A 16,162-nucleotide genomic window follows, 5' to 3' on the forward strand; every position below is an offset into this window, starting at 1 on the left:
TCCCGTCGCAACGCTCCAAGACGCCTTAACGACATACCTCAAAACCGGTCAGCTGCCGCCGTTACCCCCAAACGTCGCGGCAAACGGCTAAAGTGTTACCGAAAAACAAAACGAGCATGAGTACGCTAACAAACGCAGCACCCACGGTTTCGCGAGCGGTTGCATCAAAAGCCGCCTGCCGGAGTTCGCCGACTGGCCTTTCGTTGACGCCACGACGCAATGCAACGAACTTTACGCGGTAGTTCAACAACATATTTAAGGAGGCCGATGCAAAGGCGATAAGCAACGTTTTCACCATCGAATCGGTGGTGAAGACCGCTCCAGCCGAAAACAAGAGCAGCAGCAACAGCAAAAAAACGTATGGATGTGTACGATACCATTCGGTAACGTGATAATGTGCCGCTCGAGTCGCTCTGAACATCGTCGTTCTCTACTCCGCCTGCACTCGGCTTTTCGTCCACTGAGCGTCCAACAACTCTTCCGACCGATACGAACTCCTCACAAGCGGACCGGCGATTGCTAAGATTAGTGCCATCTGTCCGACTACCATTCGATCCAAGCCCTGCTAACCACGACTAAACCGCCCTCCGACGATCACGATGCCCAAGGCGGTCGGTACGATGATCAAAACAAAAAATAATGCGGTTACAGTGCGATCGGCTCCAGGCCCGTCGAGTCCCAACGCCCCTGTTGCCCATGCGAGTCCGGTACCTATGGCTAGCGCGGCGGCACCCAAGAGAATCACGCCAACAGCTATCGTCATCGTAGCGTTCGCTGGGCCAGAACCATGTTCGCCAAGTTTACGAAAGCACATCCCTGTGAATAAGCCGACGTTAGCCGCCACGAACAGTATGCGCGAGGAAGATGATTCCGCGCCCGAAAGAAGTCCCGCGATGCCGCTCATTACTAAGGCAATGCATGACAGCAGCAGAATCCCTATGCCGAGTTTCGTCGAGTTGGGCGATCCGCTCGGGCCCAGATTGTCGGGTTTACGGTGCCAGAGCATAGCTACGCACTGTCTCGTCTGACGACAAACGATTCCATCAACTCTTCCGAGCGATACGAACTCCGCACGAACGGACCGGCGACGGCGAAGCCGAAGCCGATGGCGTATGCGTATTCCTCGTACTCCTTAAACTTCTCCGGCGTCACGAACGCCTCGACCTCGCGCTGCTTGAGCGTAGGGCGGAGGTACTGTCCGATACACACGGCTTCGCAGCCGGCATCGCACAGATCGTGTAACGTCTGTCTAATCTCGTCCTCGGTTTCGCCATGGCCGGCCATCAACGCGGATTTCACGATCACCCGCGGTTCCCACTCGGAAGCCACGCGCAGCACCTCGAGCGCAGTGCGATACGTACACCGCTTACCGCGAACAGTCGGATACAGCCGCTCGACCGTCTCGATGTTGTGACCAAACACATCAGGCCGCGACGCCAACACGGTCTCCACCGCGGCGCGGTTGCCAAGAAAATCCGGCACGAGCACTTCGATCGTCGTGTTGCGATTCAGGCCGCGAATGGCCTCTACCGTATTCGCGATATGCGCTGCACCGCCATCGGGCAGGTCGTCGCGGGTGACCGAGGTAATCACGGCGTGGCGCAGGCCCATCTTACGAATGGCCTCGGCGACGCGGCGCGGCTCGTCGGCCTCGACGGGTTCCGGTTTTCCACTTGGGACGGAGCAGTACCGGCAGTTCCGCGTGCACGAATTGCCCAGAATCATCAGCGTTGCGGTGCGCTTCTGCCAGCACTCCGCCATGTTCGGACAGCGCGCGCTCTGGCAGACGGTGTGCAACTCCAAGCCTTCGACCAGGTCCTTCGTAAACACGAAATCCTGGCCGGAAGCCCAAGGCCTGCGAATCCATTCGGGGAACCGCGCTGTCACGAAATCGAACACCTCATCCCGGTGGGGGCACCGCGCCAATCCCGCCTGCGGAGCACCCGCCACATGGCTTGGCGAGGCGAGTATAGCATAGCGACGCGACCAATATAAAGTTCACGCGGGGAACTACTTGCGCAGTTTCCCGCAGTATTCGCATCTCAATTGTTACTAAATGCTTGTCGTCAAACAACTTGACATGTCAGGCCCCCTCATGTACAGTCTGTTCACCAAAATCCCAATGGATCGCTAACAATTCCTGGGGTGGATCGGGGCTGTATATAGCGTCGAATTGGTAGCGGGCCACAATAGATTGATTGGTTTCGTTCTTTCCGTAGGGAGTGGTGGGTGCGCCTTATAGAAGAAAGACCGCTACCGCAGACAGCGCGGGAAGCGCCGCAGATTCTGGTCGTCGGCGGGGGCAAAGGTGGCGTGGGAAAGACCTGTTTCTCGGTCAATCTCGCCATCGAAATTGCCCGCAAAGGGTGGCGGGTCATCCTGGTCGATGCCGACTTGAGCTGCTCGAATGTCGAGACGGTGCTCGGTGTTGAAGCGCAGGTAAAGCTGGACGTGTTCTTTTACCAGCGCGGTGGAAAAGACCTGCACGCGGTGCTCTGCGACACGCAGTACGAAAACCTCAAACTGGTCCCCGGCACGACCGGGCTGCTCGACGTTGCCAACCCCAAGTACCAGCAGAAGGCGGCGTTCATCCGGGAACTCCAGCAACTCGATGCGGACCTCATCATCGTCGATCTCGACGCGGGCGCGCACTTGAACACGCTCGATTTCTTCTTGATGACCGACACGAACGGCGTGTTGGTCATCACGCCGGAGAAGACGAGCATCGACAACGCGTTCAAATTTCTCCGCGCGGCGTTGTTTCGGAAGATCGAGCGGTTTTATCAGAGCCCGGAAGTGGCGCTCCTGCTTAAGCGCACCGAGTCGCTTCGCGAATTCGTGGCCACTGTTAAGACGTCCGAATTCTTCGACGCCGAAACGCGCAAGCGGATTTGCGGCGAACTCGTCGCGATCGCGCGGGCCATCCGCCCGCGCATCGTCGTGAACCGTGCGCGCAACGCGTACGAAGCGCAAATCGCCGCCAATATTCTGTCCAAATTTGCCCGGCAAAACCTCATGATCGAGCCGGAAAACCTTGGCTTTTTGTACTTTGATAAGTGCGTGCCGGAAGCGATAAACTCGGGAACGCCGTTCGTCGTGAGTTACCCGAAGCAGAAGATATCGGCCTGCGTGACCGATATCGCCAACCGCTTAGGATATTTCTAATCATGCTAGACCGCTCGGACCCCCGCAAAGAACCCGCAACCGCCAAGCCGCAGGTGCAGTGGAAGCCGGTCGAACCGCCCATCCAAGACGCGCCCGACACGTACGAAGCGCTCGAGAAAGCGGGGAAACGCGATTCGTTCCTGGGGCGTTGGCTCCACTCGATGGATGACAAGATCACCACGAACCGCGGCACCGCGCGGGTGCGTTCGGCGGTCGAGGAAGCGGGCGACAATCCGAATGTTACCGCCGATGACCTCGCTATTCGCCGCGCGAAAAACGTGAAGCCGCAGCGCATGATCGTGCCCGAAGGCGTCATCATCGAAGGCAACATGACGAGCGGATCGGAGACGGAGATATCGGGCCGGATCGAGGGGGACGTGACCGTGGATGGCCGCCTGTACCTCGGCGCGAGCGCGCTGGTGACCGGAAATGTCCGCGCGACGTCGTGCGTCGTCGAAGGTTTGGTCGAAGGCAAGGTCGAGTGTTCCGAAGACCTCGAACTCGGCCGGACGGGCCGCCTTAACGCCGACGCCATGGCAGGCAAGGAAATGAACCTGGGCGGCCAGGTTTTCGGGAATATCGCAACCGGCGGCGTCGCGCGCCTGCGCTCGACTGCCCGGCTCACCGGCAATATTCGCTCGCGGCGCATTGTTATCGATGACGGTGCCCTGTTCAACGGGATGTGCACCATGCGTACTCCGACCCAACGGGCTGAGGCGGGAGGAGCGCAGAAACAGTTGCCGTTGTAAGAAGGTGAGGTGGTTGCAGTGCCGTTGTATTTTGATTCTACAATTCTGCTCATGATTCCGGGCGTCCTGATTACGATTTGGGCCCAATGGAAGGTCAAATCCGCGTACGCGAAGTACTCCCAGATTGGCACGCGTTCCGGCCTTACGGGCGCGCAAGTCGCCGCGCGTGTGCTGCAAGACGCCCGGATTGGGTTGGTCGGCAACGCGAAAGCCGCGCGCGGACAAGTCGTGAGTCTCGAGGCGATTGGCGGTCATCTGACCGACCACTACGATCCGCGCGATCGCACGCTGCGCCTGAGCGACGAGGTCTATCACGGCCAGAGCATCGCGGCGCTGGGAATTGCCACGCACGAAGTTGGCCACGCCATTCAACACGCCAACGCCTATTCGATGCTGATGTGGCGTAATGCGATCTACCCGGTGACGAGTATCGCATCGACGTTATCGTGGCCGCTGCTGCTGATTGGTCTGTTCGCGGGCTATTCGCCGCTCCTGAATATCGGTATCGCGCTGTTCGCGTTCGCGGTGCTGTTTACGCTGATTACGCTGCCCGTCGAATTTGACGCGAGCCGCCGTGCGCTGCGCGCACTCGCCGACGGCGGATACCTGACCGACGACGAATTGTACGGCGCGCGCAAGGTCCTCGGCGCCGCGGCAATGACCTACGTTGCCGCTGCCGCTGTCGCACTGCTGGAACTGCTCCGTTTGGTGCTGATCGCGCGCGGACGCGACTAGCAGGCATTCAATTTCACCGGCCCGCCCCCGGGATCGTATGATGGTCCCGCGGGCGGGTCGACTTTTTGCGGTGAAGTGGAGTCTTACCCCAATGGCATCGAGGTTTGCGGTCTACATTCGGGTAGGCCTTTGTGTTGTGTTCTGCGCGATGACATTCGCATTTCTCGCGAACGCCGCCGACGAAACGCCCGTGCCCGTGACGGGCGAGGGGACCGCGACGGGGTTGGGGCCGGCGGCGCGCAGCGCCGCCATCGCAGACGCCCAGACGGCGGTCGTCCTCGAACGCATCGAGAAAATTGCGCCGTCGCGCGACTTCTCGATCTTCGCATCGCTCTTGCGGGTTGCGCCGTCGTACTTCCAGTCGTACAAGCTGGTGAAGGAATCCAAGACGGACGACTCGACGCAGGTCGAGATCGAAGGGCAACTGCTCGAACGCAAATTGAAAACCGATATCGCAGGCATTGCGCTGGCGCAGAACTTTGTCACGCCGCGAATCGTCATCATCGCGCGCGAGCAACTGACACCGCCCGCGAACGCTGACGACGCGGCGCCGGGCGTAATCGAGAAAAAACTTCACGAAGACCTGAAGCGTATTCAATTCGAGATCGTCGAGCCGGCCGCGCTGCGTGAGCGGCTCCCCGTCGAGAAGTGGGGACAGTGCGTCGACGGCAGCGCGGAGTTGTCCGCGCTGTTCGCGCGGGAAATGCTCGCGGACATCGTGGTGCTGGCGTCGGGCAAGACGGGCCTGGACGATTCGCGCGAAGGTTCCAAGTTGCACCGCGTACACGCCGAGGTGACGCTGCGCGTCGTGCGCGCGCAGGACGGATACGTGCTCGATTCGCCGAGAGCCGAGGCCGTGGTGAACTGCGCCGATACGACGGCGGGTAGCGCGCAGGCGATCGAGGACGCGTGCGGGAAACTCATTGAAGAGGCGAAGACCGCCGTTGCGCTGGGCGCATTGAACGGGGCGCCCGCCGATACGCTGACGATCACAATCGAACGGGTCGGCAGCGAACAGCAAACGAACGACGCAATCGCCGCGATCAAACGCTGCCTCGGCGCGGACCAACACGAGGTGATGTACCATGACGCCGAACGCGTGCGTGTCCGTATCCCCTTCGCCGGGCCTATCGGCCAACTCGTGGACTGCGTTCCCGCGTTGACCGTCTCGTCCGGGCGGCTTGCCCTCAAAACCGTCCTTGATCGCGACGTGACGCTCGTTTTCGAATCGATATAGGCCTCACGCCGGTTACGCGAAAAGCGGGTTCTTAACTCGTTACGAAGTTTCCACTGTGTAACGCGCTCCTGCAAAGCACCGCTTTGGCGTTGGCCCGAAAGCAGACGCATCTTCAACATCGTTGGGGAGAAATTCCCTTCAAGAAGTCTCATACTCGTAATCGGTTCATCGCGCATTGCTCCCCCGGAATCGCCACACATAAGCATGAATCTCCGTAGCCCTCCCGAAAAACCACCCTCGCCCCCAAATGTCCGGCATTTCCCGCCACGCCGTCTATACTGTGAAGGGGAGAGTACGGATGCGTAGCGACGCGGATATTGTAAGGGTGACATTAGCGGGCGACCGCGAGGCCTTTGCCGAATTGGTCGAGCGATACTACGCCCTGGTGTACGCGCTGGCGCTGGCGAGTCTCCGTCATCGGGCAGACGCGGAGGACGCGGCCCAGGAGTCGTTTCTCCGCGCGCTGAAATCGCTCGACACGCTGAAGGACCCCGCGCGGTTTGGGGCATGGCTGTCGTCGATCGTTCGCAACATCTGCCGCGACATGCGCGCGAGCGAACTCCGTGAAGCGCCGCTTGATGGTGGAGCGATTGGGACTCCGAAGTCGACCGAGCCGGACCCGGAGCGGAACGAACTCCACGAACTGCTGTGGGGCCATGTCATGGCGCTTCCGCCGGATGAACGCGAAATCTTGATACTCTATTACTTCTCGAAGCACAACACGCGAGCAATTTCGGAACTACTCTCGATGTCGGTGTCCGCCGCCGAAAAACGGCTGCAGCGGGCACGGCACACGCTCGGCGCGCGGATGGAAGCCGCGCTCGGTACGGTACTCGGTACTAAGCTTCCGCACCAAGAGTCTATCGAGCGAACAGTGAAACTAATCGTTGTCGTTCCGGTTGCGTGGACAGCGGTAACCGGAACAAGCGCCGCCAGCATAGTCGCTTCAGCCGTGACGTTACTTGGCGCGTGGAAGGCGCTTGCAGTTGTTGCGTTAATTGCTGTGACTTACTTCACATTTCACTATTTTACGCACAAGGAGTCGGATAGCTTCGCTACGGTTGTCAACGAATCGGCCAGCGAATTCGATGCACCACCAACATCACCGGTCAAGAGCGGCGCTGCCGATATCAGGCCGGCCAACGTTGAATCGAATTCTGACTCGGCGCTCCATCAAGACCGGAAGTCGAAGCGTTCGGGCCCCGTCATACGCGTGATCGCGGATGATGATCCAAATAAGCCGGTCGACGGCGCAAAGGTAACGATTTTCCAGCCCGCGAATTTGACAGATATTTTGGAGGGGACCACCGGACGTGATGGAAACTTTACTCTGTCACGTGTGCCGGTTTCCGGTTCTCTGCTTTCGATTGCGCACCCGGACTTTGCACCGTTGCGTCAAATCCCTCTGCGGATAGGGCGTGACGACACAAGGGTATTCTCACTGTCTTCGTTGACAGGAATTCGTCTGTCCGGGCGCGTAGTGTCCCGCGAGTCGCAACGACCGATACGGAATTTCTTTTTGAAAGTCAACGGTCCCGATGAAGGTAAACCGATGCAACTGCGGCAAGGCTACCTGAAGGTCAATGCCGACGACGGGCAATTTGAAGTCAATGGCGGTGCGGGGCCCGTCTCCATTTTGGCCGTCGCGGAGGGGTTCGCCATTCAAGAGATCGATTTATCTCGGGCAAATATCGACCTGCACCATCTCCAGTTTGAATTGAATCCGGCGTACAGAGTCAACATAGCTGTCGTGGATGAGAGCGGAACACCGATTCGCAATGCCGAAGTGGCGATTGAAACGGCCCCGCAAATTGGGGCGGAAGACGCTGTGCCGGGCAATCCGCGGCAGTTGACCACCAATGAACACGGAGTTGTGCGGGTAGAAAGCTTATCGTTTCGACCGACGGCTGTAAGCGTGGAGCATTTCGATTTCATCCCGATCAGTGTGGCGATCGAAAGCGGCGCGGCTCGACACGAATATTCGGTGACGGTAGCAATGGAGAAGGTGGTCGTTGTAAAGGGGACATTAACGCGAGACGGTATGGCTGTCTCGAACGTGGATGTACGTTTCTCGTCTATCCAGGATCGTGGGGATGGAAGTGAAGCATGCGTAGCATTGGCGGGTGCGCGCAGCGATGTCAACGGCGCGTTCGAATTCCGCCTTGTACACGAAGGCCGTCGTAAAATACCCGACGGACCGTGCTATTTAGAATTCTCGGTCGCTTCGCACTTCTACCGTGAGCCGGTGGAGATATCAACAGTAGCCGCACAAGACTTGATTGTGGATGTGTCGTCGCTCCGCAATGACGCACCAATCGATTACTAGACAGCAGCAGGTTTTAGTTGCGAAAACGTTATCGCTTTCCGGCGAGCGTAATTCCGTCGCGAACGCTGGGCATAACGCATTCGGATCGCGGCGTAGCTGACGAAATTATCAAACCTCGCAATAGGCGTGTGTCGGTTGCGTGGAATACCTGCCGGGGCTGCGATCACCCGATCAACGGATTGACCACGCGAAGGGCGGGAAATCGGCCGAAGTCGCGGTCGGCGGACCAGAGTTCGCTCACGCCGTGAAGGAGGCAGATCGCGGCGATGCACATAGGCCAAGCAGATTGGTGTCTAACGCGACCAGGTGCCCCGATCCCCATAACTCATTTCAATGATCTCGTCCCAGCTCAAATGGGCGACGTCCGGGCATAGTCCCTCGCCATGGAATGAAGCGTCGCGCAATTTGAACGGTTTGCGCGTCGAACGTTCGTCGATCACGCGGCGAAGGCCTTCTTCGACGAGTTCGTCCAGGGTGGTCTTGTCTCGCACGGCGATTTCCGTCGCTTCACGCAAGAGTTCGTCAGCAATCTGGACCGTTGTCTTCATATGGCCAACCATATCACGGAATGTTGCTAGCCGTCGATACTACCGCTTCCGCGCCAACGTGACACCATCACGGACGCTGAGCATGACGCATTCGACGCGGGGGTCGTTGTAGACGTGTTTGTTGAATTTGTCTATCGCGATGTCGAGTTCGTCTTTTGGGTCAACGACGCGGCCGCTCCAGAGGACGTTGTCGGCGACGATGAGACCGCCTTGCGGGACTTTGGGTAAGGCGGCTTCGTAGTAGGTGATGTAGTTTTCCTTGTCGGCGTCCAGAAAGACGAGGTCGAAGGGGCCGTCGAGCGCGCTGATGGTATCGATTGCGGGGCCGATCCGGAGGTCGATCTTCTTGCCATGTGGACTCTGCGCCCAATAGCATTGGGCCATTTCCGTGGCTTCGGGATCGACGTCGCAGGTTATCACCTGACCGTCATCGGGCAGGCCCTCGGCGAAGCACAGCGCGCTGTAACCGGTGAAGGTGCCGACTTCGAGGATGCGTTTGGCGCGCGCGATCTGCGCGAGCATTTTCAGAAATCCGCCTTCCACTTTTCCCACCTGCATGGTGTACGCCGCCATTCTTGCGCGCGTCTCGCGCTCAAGTTCGTGAAAGACGGCCGTGCGCTCGGAAGTATGTGCCTCGATGTAGGTTTCGATGGGTTCGGGGACGATGTTGGACATAGCGGGGCTCCATGCAACGGGGTGGACTAAGAAGTAGCGGATCGTATCAGAAGGAGGATGCATCGTGCTTGCGGAGACGTTGATGTCAATTCTCTGCGGAACCCGGTACCCGGCTCCCGCATACATCCACCGGCGCCTGTACCCCTTGGCGCACCGCACGCGGCACCCCCAGGGGTGTTGAAATGGCGGCGTCCATGAAATAAGCACTTACGACGATATTGGCTCGACGAGACCCCTTGTTTCGTCAAAAATGCAAATCGAGACCCTCTTGTTTCGTCAAAAAAACTAATCGACCCCCACCCCAGCTTGGCTCCCCAAAGTCGGCAAGGGCGCGGGCCGATGCAACACGATGGGCTAAGGATTAGAGAGCAAGGAAAGGCCAACATCATCCGCTTGTATTGGCGGATGGGGTTGTTATACTTACCCCTCAGTTTTGCAGACTGGATAGATCGAACGAATTGATCCTTCGACTGGAGGTACTTGTCGTGAATCGGGCAATCATTCTTACGTTAACGCTTGCGGGGCTGTGTCTCGGCGCGCGCGCGGATCTCAACAGTTACGTGAACAAGCCGGACGAATCGTACAAGTACGAATTGACCGCAAGCGGGCCGGTGGGCGAGTTGACCGCGCATTCGGTCCGGCTTACGTCGCAGACCTGGCAAGGAATCGTGTGGACGCATTGGCTGACGGTCTTTCAGCCGAAGGAAATCAAATACGACAAGTGCATGCTGTTGATCACGGGCGGCAACAATACGAACGAGGCGCCGCGCACGAATTCCGGCGAGGCGAAGATGATGCAGCAGATCGCGCAGAGTACCGGTACGGTGACCGCGATGCTCGAGCAGGTGCCGAACCAGCCGCTGTTCGACGGGCTGAAAGAGGACCAGATCATTTCGCTGACGTTCGAGAAGTATCTCAAGGGCGAGGGCGACGACTGGCCGCTCTTGCTTCCGATGGTGAAGAGCGCCGTGCGCGCGATGGACACGATTCAGTCGGTGGTGAAGGAAAAGTCGGGCAAAGAGATCAATGGGTTTATGACGCTGGGCGGTTCTAAACGCGGGTGGACGACCTGGCTGTCGGCGGTGGCGGACAAGCGGGTGGTGGGGATCGCGCCGATTGTAATCGATATGCTGAACATGGTGCCGCAGTCCGAATTGCAGCTCGCGAGTTATGGGTCGTACAGCGAGGAGATTAAGGATTACACGGAGCGCGGAATCCAGGCGTATTCCAAGACGGAGGTCGGCGCGAAACTGCGCGCGGTGGTCGATCCGTTCTCGTATTGCGATCAGTTGACGTTGCCAAAGCTCGTCGTGTTGGGAACGAACGACCCCTATTGGAACGTGGATTCGGCAAACAATTACTTCCCGTACCTCAAGGGCGACAAGCACCTCTACTACTGCGCGAACACGAAGCACGACATCAACGGCGGGGGTGTTGCGACGATCAAGGCGTTTTATCAAACGCTGTTGACGGGCGAGAAACTGCCAACAATAAATTGGGAAAGGCGGCCGGACAATTCGCTCGCGGTGACGTGGCCGCATGCGGAAGGGAAGGCGAAGTTGTGGAAGGCGCTTTCGGGCACGCGCGATTTTCGTCCAGCGAAGTTTGAGAGCGCGGACTTGGACGGAACGGGATCGGCTGTGGCGAAACTGGAGACGCCGTTGAGCGGATGGGCGGCGTATTACGTGGAAGTGACAATGCCGAGTCCCGCGGGCGGCACGTTCGGGTTGTGCACGGGCGTGACGGTGTTGCCGGACACGTTTCCGTTCCCTGACGCAGCGAAGCAATTGCAGATGCGAGGCACGAACAGCGAGTTGAACTGAAGATAACGGCGCGTTTATCACGAGTGTGAAGCTCGAATTGAGGGGCGGCGATTGAGTGTCCCGCGCGTGTCGGTGATCATTCCGTCGTGGGACGGCCACCGGAACGGGTGTGTGCCGCGGCTGTTGGAGAGCGTGCGCGCGCAAACGTTTCAGGATTTCGAGACGCACATCGTGAAGGGCGTGTCGCCGCAGGGAAGGGCGATCAACGACGGCGCGAAGGCCGCGCGCGGATCGCTGCTCATCATCCTCGATGACGACAGCGAACTTGCGGATGCAACCGTATTCGAGACGCTCGTCCGCGTGATCGATGACGACCCAACCGTCGGCATGGCGGGCGCGAGCATTGTGACGCCGCCGGACGCGAACGATTTTCAGCGGCGCGCTGCGCGGCAGTTTCCACGATTCAACACGCCGGTCGTCGATCGCGTGACCGACAGCGATCTCGCGTGCCACGGGTGCTGCGCGATTCCCAAGGCCGTGTTCGACGCCGTGGGCGGGGAGCGCGAGGACATCGTCCGCGGGCTCGATCCGGACCTGCGCGTGCGGTTGCGCGCAGCGGGATACCGCGTGGTGCTCGCGCCAAACGCGCGCATCCATCATCCGCTTCCCGGTTCGTGGCGCAACCTGACCCGGCAATTCTTCCGCAACGGGTTTGGCTCCGCTTACGCGCAGAAGTTTCAACCCGGCAGCGTGTACGAAACGCACGAGTCGCTCGATGCCGCTACGTTCGTTCCGAGGCGTCCGCTGTGGTATCGTGCAGTCCGGTTTCCGTTGCGCCTGGTGAAGGCGGCGGCGGAAGGGAAGACCATGCGCCTCGTGGCCTATTGCGCTTACGGCGTGGGGTACGTTTGGGGTTTGCTCACCGCCAGGAGAGGCTCGCTTACGCCGTAGCCGCACGATATGCCATCGCCACTACGCACCGTCATTAAGCGGTCGTTCAAACGCGCCGCCATGCTCGCCGGCCCCGTACTCAGTCAGCCGCGCCCGCCTTCGCGCATTCTCACCTATCACTCCGTGGGCCAACTCGATCATGCGATGAACGTGACGCCCGAGAATTTCGCGGAACAGATGGCGTGGTTGGCGGACCATGCGCCGTTGAACACCTTGGACGATGCCGCCGACGCGAAGCCGGGCGTTGCGGTGACGCTTGACGACGGGTATCGCGACAACCTGACGAATGCCGCGCCGATTCTCGTGCGGCACAACGTGCCGGCGGTCGTGTTTGTCGTGGCGGACAAATTGGGCGACTTGCTGGTGACCGACGCGGAACCGTGGCACGGGCGGTTGATGACGTGGGACGAAGCGCGGGAATTGAGCGCGATGGGGATTGCGATTGGGGGGCATTCGCTAACCCATCCACGGTTGAGCCACCTCGACGCAAATAAGCAGCGCGAGGAAATTGTTGGAAGTTGCCGGAGAATCGCGCAGGAGCTGGGAAAACCGGTGTCCTATTTCGCGTACCCCTACGGGACCTCCGCCGATTACGACGAAACAAGCGTGCGCCTCGCGCAAGAAGCCGGATGCGCCGTCGCGTGCTCGAACCGGTACGGGTTCAACGTCGAAGGGTGCGATCGATTCACGTTGCGCCGGATTTGGATCGACGCCACCGACACCCTGGAAACCTTTGCGGCAAAAGTGACCGGCAAGCTCGATGCGCTCAGCGTGCTGGATTCGCCGGCGGGGATGTTCGCGCGAAGGATGCTGAACAAGGTGGCGTAGGCGGCGCTGATCGATCGGCCATGGCCCCTAGCTTCCCAACGTGTCTTTCTCTTGGTTACGAACCGCCTCCAAGATACTTCGCGCTCTGGAAATCGCGGAATTAGCATCGGCCTTCGAGACGTGATACTTGCCGCCGTAGTCTCCAATGTCGCGAATATCCGCCAGAAAATCGAAAGCCCGGCCCAATTCGCCATCCCACTTCCCAGTCTTTACGAGGTCGCGGTGGACGGCAGCTCGCAGTTGGGCATGCTTCGTGAAAGAAATGTTCTGTAGTGCGAAGCAGGCGCAGATCGCGTGGAATGCAGCGTAGTAGGCCCTGGACGCCGCGGAATCCGGATCGATGTCGACCAAATGCGATGCGGCCTCGATGGATGCCAAAGCACGCAGCCAACAGTCCTTTGCATAGTCGATCATCTGCGCATGCCTTCCGCCCTTGCGGCACGATACAAGGGATAGTCGGCGGTCTCGTAATCCACGAGGTCCGCGGGCAGTGCGCTTATCGGCACGCCGTATTCGAGTGAAATCGGAAAGGCTGCATCGACGCAGAGCCCCAAGTCACGGGCCAACTCGATTGGTCCCTGCAGCAGCACGAGGACGTCGAGATCGCTGTCTTCGGAGGCTTCGCCGCGCACGTGTGAGCCATAAAGCACGATACCTCGAAGCCGCCCCGGAAAGGCCTTGCGCAGCGCGCGTTCAAAGTCTTCCAGGGCAGCGGTCGAAACAGCAGCGGTCATATCTAAGTACTCCTTGGCGTGCCCATCCTTCCGCTCATGGACGGGAACTGTTTCGGGTAACGACTACCGAACATATCACCGCCTACTAATCTACCTGTCAAGCCTCTGTAAACAAAGCGAATGCCAAACAGTAGGATACGCCGGGACGCGAATGGGTAATTTTTGGCGATGCGATCGATCAGGGAGGGGCGCGTGGGCCGATGTGGGGTATGGGGTAGAGGGGAGGACGGCCCACGCGCCGTACACAGCGATGATTGCGTGTCGCTTGCTTATCCCCTGCGTATGCACATGTCGCCTGGAATAACGATCCAGGAGTGCGACGGGTTGACAGATGTGCACGCCGGTTTCTCCGTCCGCGAATCCAGCGTATCTGCTTTGGCGTTAAGACGTTAGATAAAGTCCGTTTTTTGTGCTGTCCCCACCGCCATGCTATACTCGCTGCGCATGGTTGAACGGGGTGTGGGACAGGCTACGACATGGCGGACATTCTGAGTCAAGACGAAGTCGACCTGCTTCTGAACGCGGTGTCGAAGGGGGAAGTCGAATCCCCGGCGCACGAGCCGCGTGGGCTTCCCGACCGCCAGGACATCATGCACTACGACTTTCGGCGGCCTGAGCGCGTCTCGAAAGAACAACTCAAAGGTCTGCAAAGTCTGTTCGAGGCGTTCGCCCGCGAATTGAGCATAATGTTGCCGCCGTTCCTGCGCCAGATTGTTCGCGCGGACCTGGTTTCCATCGACCAACTCACCTACGACGAATTCATCTTGTCGGTTGCGCGTCCGACATCGCTCTCGATCGTCAACATGGCGCCGCTCGAGGGGAACGCGGTCATCGAGCTGAGCCCGTCCATCGTATTTCCCGTGGTTGATCGGATTCTTGGAGGTAAAGGCGTCGCGCTGCCCAAGCCGCGCGAATTGACGGAAATCGAGAACCGCATCGTCCATCGCGTGATGCTGATGATACTCGACAGCTTGCGGCGATCGTGGGAACAGCTCATTGAATTCAAGCTGACGGTGGTGCACCAGGAGAGCGACCCGCTGATTGTGCAGATTGTCGCGGGCAGCGAAATGGTGATCTTGGTGGCGTACGAAATCCATATTGGGGAAAGCGTCGGCGCGATGAATATGTGCATACCGCTGCTGGTGCTGAACCCCGTGCTCGACCAGATTTCGCAGCAGACGCGGTTCATGCGGAAAATGCCGCAGGACGTCATGGACCGGACCCGCTCGCAGATCGAGCGCGTGGTGAAAAAGGCGTCGCTGTCCGTGGACGCGATCCTTGGCCGTGCGACGTTGCCGTTGTCGGAGATTGCAAAATTACAGGTGGGCGATATCGTGCAGCTCGATACGGACATGCGCACGCCGCTGCACATCGAGGTCGGCGGGATACCGAAGTACCGCGCGGTGTGCGGCCGGCGGGGCGAGCAGAGCGCGGTGCAAGTCGTCGAACTGATGACGGAAGAATGAACTACAACGAACGAGGCATATGGCGTTGAGTCAGGCCGCCATCGAGATATTCGCGCGCGGATACGTTTCCGGCGTATTCGACGTTGTCTCCGCGATGCTGGCGAAACCCACCCCCAATGCGGTCGCGTCGATCAAGCCCTGCGGCGCGGACGGCATCGCGGCATATCTCGCAAAATACAATTCGCTCCTTCGCGGGCAGATTGAAAGCGGCGGCGCTGTGGCAATCCTGCTCTCGGGTGGAGATGCGAACGCCATCATTGCGGGCGCGTTAGGCGAAGAGACCACGGCGGAAGTGTCCATTTCCGGCCGGGATCCCGGGACATTGCGGGAGGTGTTTGAGCCGTGTCTGAGTGCCGGCGCCGGATTCTTCAAAGAGAAGTATGGCAAGGAAATCGTGGTGAAGGGGGCGGAGGCGCTGGCCTGTGGGCCGGACATTGCCGCCGGACTTCTGCAATTCGTCGGCGCGGAATCCACGGCCGCGGAGTTTTCGTTCACACTGGCGGACGGCCACGACGGTTCCGGCGTGTTGCTGTTCTCGAACGTGTTGTGCGACGTAGTCCCGCAGGAGACGCCTGCGCAGGGAGGTAGTAACGTGGCGGGTGCGATGAGTCAGGACGAAGTAAACGCGATGCTGAAGGGACTGGGTCCGAACGCGGACTCCGAGAGCGACGCCGTCGCCGCGCCGGCGGCCAGCCGGGACGACACCGGCGCCGAAACGAAGAACCTCGACATGGTACTTGATATTCGCCTGACCGCGACGGCCCGGTTGGGGCGCGTGGATATGCAAATTGCGGATATCCTGTCGCTGGGGCCCGGATCGATCATCGAAGTTGGCCACCTTGTCGACGAACCCGTTGAACTCCTCGTGAACGACAAACTAATCGCGCGCGGCGACGTCGTGGTGGTCGACGAGAAGTTTGGCCTGCGCATCACGGAAATAATCAGTCCGCGCGAACGCATCGAAAGCCTGCGCTAACGTGATTGA

General features: G+C 59.5%; 16 protein-coding genes. 10 read left to right on the forward strand and 6 right to left on the reverse strand.

All coding sequences use genetic code 11. The features are described 5' to 3' along the window. Positions 1–61: 61 nt before the first annotated feature. On the reverse strand, positions 62–421 hold the full coding sequence (locus HUU46_16880) for a hypothetical protein (GenBank protein NUM55323.1): 360 nt from the start codon (positions 419–421) through the stop codon (positions 62–64). A 587-nt stretch (positions 422–1,008) separates the two neighbouring features. Beyond that, positions 1,009–1,887 (reverse strand): lipoyl synthase, encoded by an 879-nt coding sequence (gene lipA / locus HUU46_16885; GenBank protein NUM55324.1) that lies wholly within the window; start codon positions 1,885–1,887, stop codon positions 1,009–1,011. Positions 1,888–2,229: 342 nt separating this feature from the next. On the opposite strand from lipA, the gene HUU46_16890 reads away from it, so the two are divergent. From HUU46_16890 to HUU46_16910, 5 genes are all read left to right on the forward strand, one after another. After that, entirely contained in the window at positions 2,230–3,165 is a 936-nt protein-coding gene (locus HUU46_16890) for a P-loop NTPase (protein ID NUM55325.1), read from the forward strand. Between the two features lie 2 nt (positions 3,166–3,167). Further along, complete coding sequence (locus HUU46_16895) at positions 3,168–3,914, forward strand: polymer-forming cytoskeletal protein (protein NUM55326.1); 747 nt, start codon at positions 3,168–3,170, stop codon at positions 3,912–3,914. Between the two features lie 51 nt (positions 3,915–3,965). Then, the gene (locus HUU46_16900; GenBank protein NUM55327.1) at positions 3,966–4,649 is read left to right on the forward strand and encodes a zinc metallopeptidase; all 684 of its coding nucleotides are present in this window, start codon (positions 3,966–3,968) and stop codon (positions 4,647–4,649) included. A 91-nt stretch (positions 4,650–4,740) separates the two neighbouring features. Continuing rightward, positions 4,741–5,886 (forward strand): hypothetical protein, encoded by a 1,146-nt coding sequence (locus HUU46_16905; protein ID NUM55328.1) that lies wholly within the window; start codon positions 4,741–4,743, stop codon positions 5,884–5,886. 298 nt (positions 5,887–6,184) lie between these two features. Then, positions 6,185–8,212, forward strand: coding sequence for a sigma-70 family RNA polymerase sigma factor (locus HUU46_16910; GenBank protein NUM55329.1), 2,028 nt, complete (start codon positions 6,185–6,187; stop codon positions 8,210–8,212). Between the two features lie 293 nt (positions 8,213–8,505). Here the strand turns inward: HUU46_16910 and HUU46_16915 are convergent, their stop codons facing one another. Beyond that, positions 8,506–8,772, reverse strand: a complete 267-nt coding sequence (locus tag HUU46_16915) for a DUF2191 domain-containing protein (GenBank protein ID NUM55330.1) — start codon at positions 8,770–8,772, stop codon at positions 8,506–8,508. Between the two features lie 27 nt (positions 8,773–8,799). After that, entirely contained in the window at positions 8,800–9,498 is a 699-nt protein-coding gene (locus HUU46_16920) for a class I SAM-dependent methyltransferase (protein NUM55331.1), read from the reverse strand. Positions 9,499–9,920: 422 nt separating this feature from the next. Here HUU46_16920 and HUU46_16925 point away from each other — a divergent pair, with 422 nt between their 5' ends. Genes HUU46_16925 through HUU46_16935 form a run of 3 tightly spaced genes read left to right on the forward strand, consistent with a single transcriptional unit; the run spans position 9,921 to position 12,977 of the window. Then, a complete protein-coding gene (locus HUU46_16925; GenBank protein ID NUM55332.1) occupies positions 9,921–11,258 on the forward strand; it encodes a PhoPQ-activated pathogenicity-like protein PqaA type in 1,338 nt (445 codons plus the stop codon). 51 nt (positions 11,259–11,309) lie between these two features. Next, complete coding sequence (locus HUU46_16930) at positions 11,310–12,149, forward strand: glycosyltransferase (protein ID NUM55333.1); 840 nt, start codon at positions 11,310–11,312, stop codon at positions 12,147–12,149. A gap of 9 nt (positions 12,150–12,158) precedes the next feature. Further along, complete coding sequence (locus HUU46_16935) at positions 12,159–12,977, forward strand: polysaccharide deacetylase family protein (protein ID NUM55334.1); 819 nt, start codon at positions 12,159–12,161, stop codon at positions 12,975–12,977. Between the two features lie 27 nt (positions 12,978–13,004). Here HUU46_16935 and HUU46_16940 read toward each other — a convergent pair whose 3' ends face one another. Both HUU46_16940 and HUU46_16945 read right to left on the reverse strand, forming a co-directional pair. Next, positions 13,005–13,391: a HEPN domain-containing protein gene (locus HUU46_16940; protein NUM55335.1), complete on the reverse strand. Its 387-nt coding sequence runs from the start codon at positions 13,389–13,391 to the stop codon at positions 13,005–13,007. After that, positions 13,388–13,711 (reverse strand): nucleotidyltransferase domain-containing protein, encoded by a 324-nt coding sequence (locus HUU46_16945; protein NUM55336.1) that lies wholly within the window; start codon positions 13,709–13,711, stop codon positions 13,388–13,390. The genes HUU46_16940 and HUU46_16945 overlap by 4 nt, the downstream gene beginning before the upstream one ends. 476 nt (positions 13,712–14,187) lie before the next feature. Between HUU46_16945 and fliM the strand changes: the two genes are divergently transcribed. Together fliM and fliN are read left to right on the forward strand one after the other, a co-directional pair. Then, positions 14,188–15,177, forward strand: coding sequence for a flagellar motor switch protein FliM (gene fliM / locus HUU46_16950; protein NUM55337.1), 990 nt, complete (start codon positions 14,188–14,190; stop codon positions 15,175–15,177). Positions 15,178–15,781: 604 nt separating this feature from the next. Continuing rightward, positions 15,782–16,153, forward strand: coding sequence for a flagellar motor switch protein FliN (gene fliN, locus HUU46_16955; protein ID NUM55338.1), 372 nt, complete (start codon positions 15,782–15,784; stop codon positions 16,151–16,153). Positions 16,154–16,162: the final 9 nt, after the last annotated feature.

The sequence above is a fragment of the Candidatus Hydrogenedentota bacterium genome, assembly GCA_013359265.1.
Lineage (GTDB): Bacteria > Hydrogenedentota > Hydrogenedentia > Hydrogenedentales > SLHB01 > JABWCD01.

Coding starts and splice junctions, on each gene's coding strand:
- fliN (NUM55338.1), top strand. CDS start 15,782: ATGAGTCAGGACGAAGTAAACGCGATGCTGAAGGGACTGGGTCCGAAC.
- fliM (NUM55337.1), top strand. CDS start 14,188: ATGGCGGACATTCTGAGTCAAGACGAAGTCGACCTGCTTCTGAACGCG.
- HUU46_16935 (NUM55334.1), top strand. CDS start 12,159: ATGCCATCGCCACTACGCACCGTCATTAAGCGGTCGTTCAAACGCGCC.
- HUU46_16945 (NUM55336.1), bottom strand. CDS start 13,711: ATGACCGCTGCTGTTTCGACCGCTGCCCTGGAAGACTTTGAACGCGCG.
- HUU46_16895 (NUM55326.1), top strand. CDS start 3,168: ATGCTAGACCGCTCGGACCCCCGCAAAGAACCCGCAACCGCCAAGCCG.
- HUU46_16905 (NUM55328.1), top strand. CDS start 4,741: ATGGCATCGAGGTTTGCGGTCTACATTCGGGTAGGCCTTTGTGTTGTG.
- HUU46_16940 (NUM55335.1), bottom strand. CDS start 13,391: ATGATCGACTATGCAAAGGACTGTTGGCTGCGTGCTTTGGCATCCATC.
- HUU46_16900 (NUM55327.1), top strand. CDS start 3,966: ATGATTCCGGGCGTCCTGATTACGATTTGGGCCCAATGGAAGGTCAAA.
- HUU46_16880 (NUM55323.1), bottom strand. CDS start 421: ATGTTCAGAGCGACTCGAGCGGCACATTATCACGTTACCGAATGGTAT.
- HUU46_16920 (NUM55331.1), bottom strand. CDS start 9,498: ATGCATCCTCCTTCTGATACGATCCGCTACTTCTTAGTCCACCCCGTT.
- HUU46_16915 (NUM55330.1), bottom strand. CDS start 8,772: ATGGTTGGCCATATGAAGACAACGGTCCAGATTGCTGACGAACTCTTG.
- HUU46_16910 (NUM55329.1), top strand. CDS start 6,185: ATGCGTAGCGACGCGGATATTGTAAGGGTGACATTAGCGGGCGACCGC.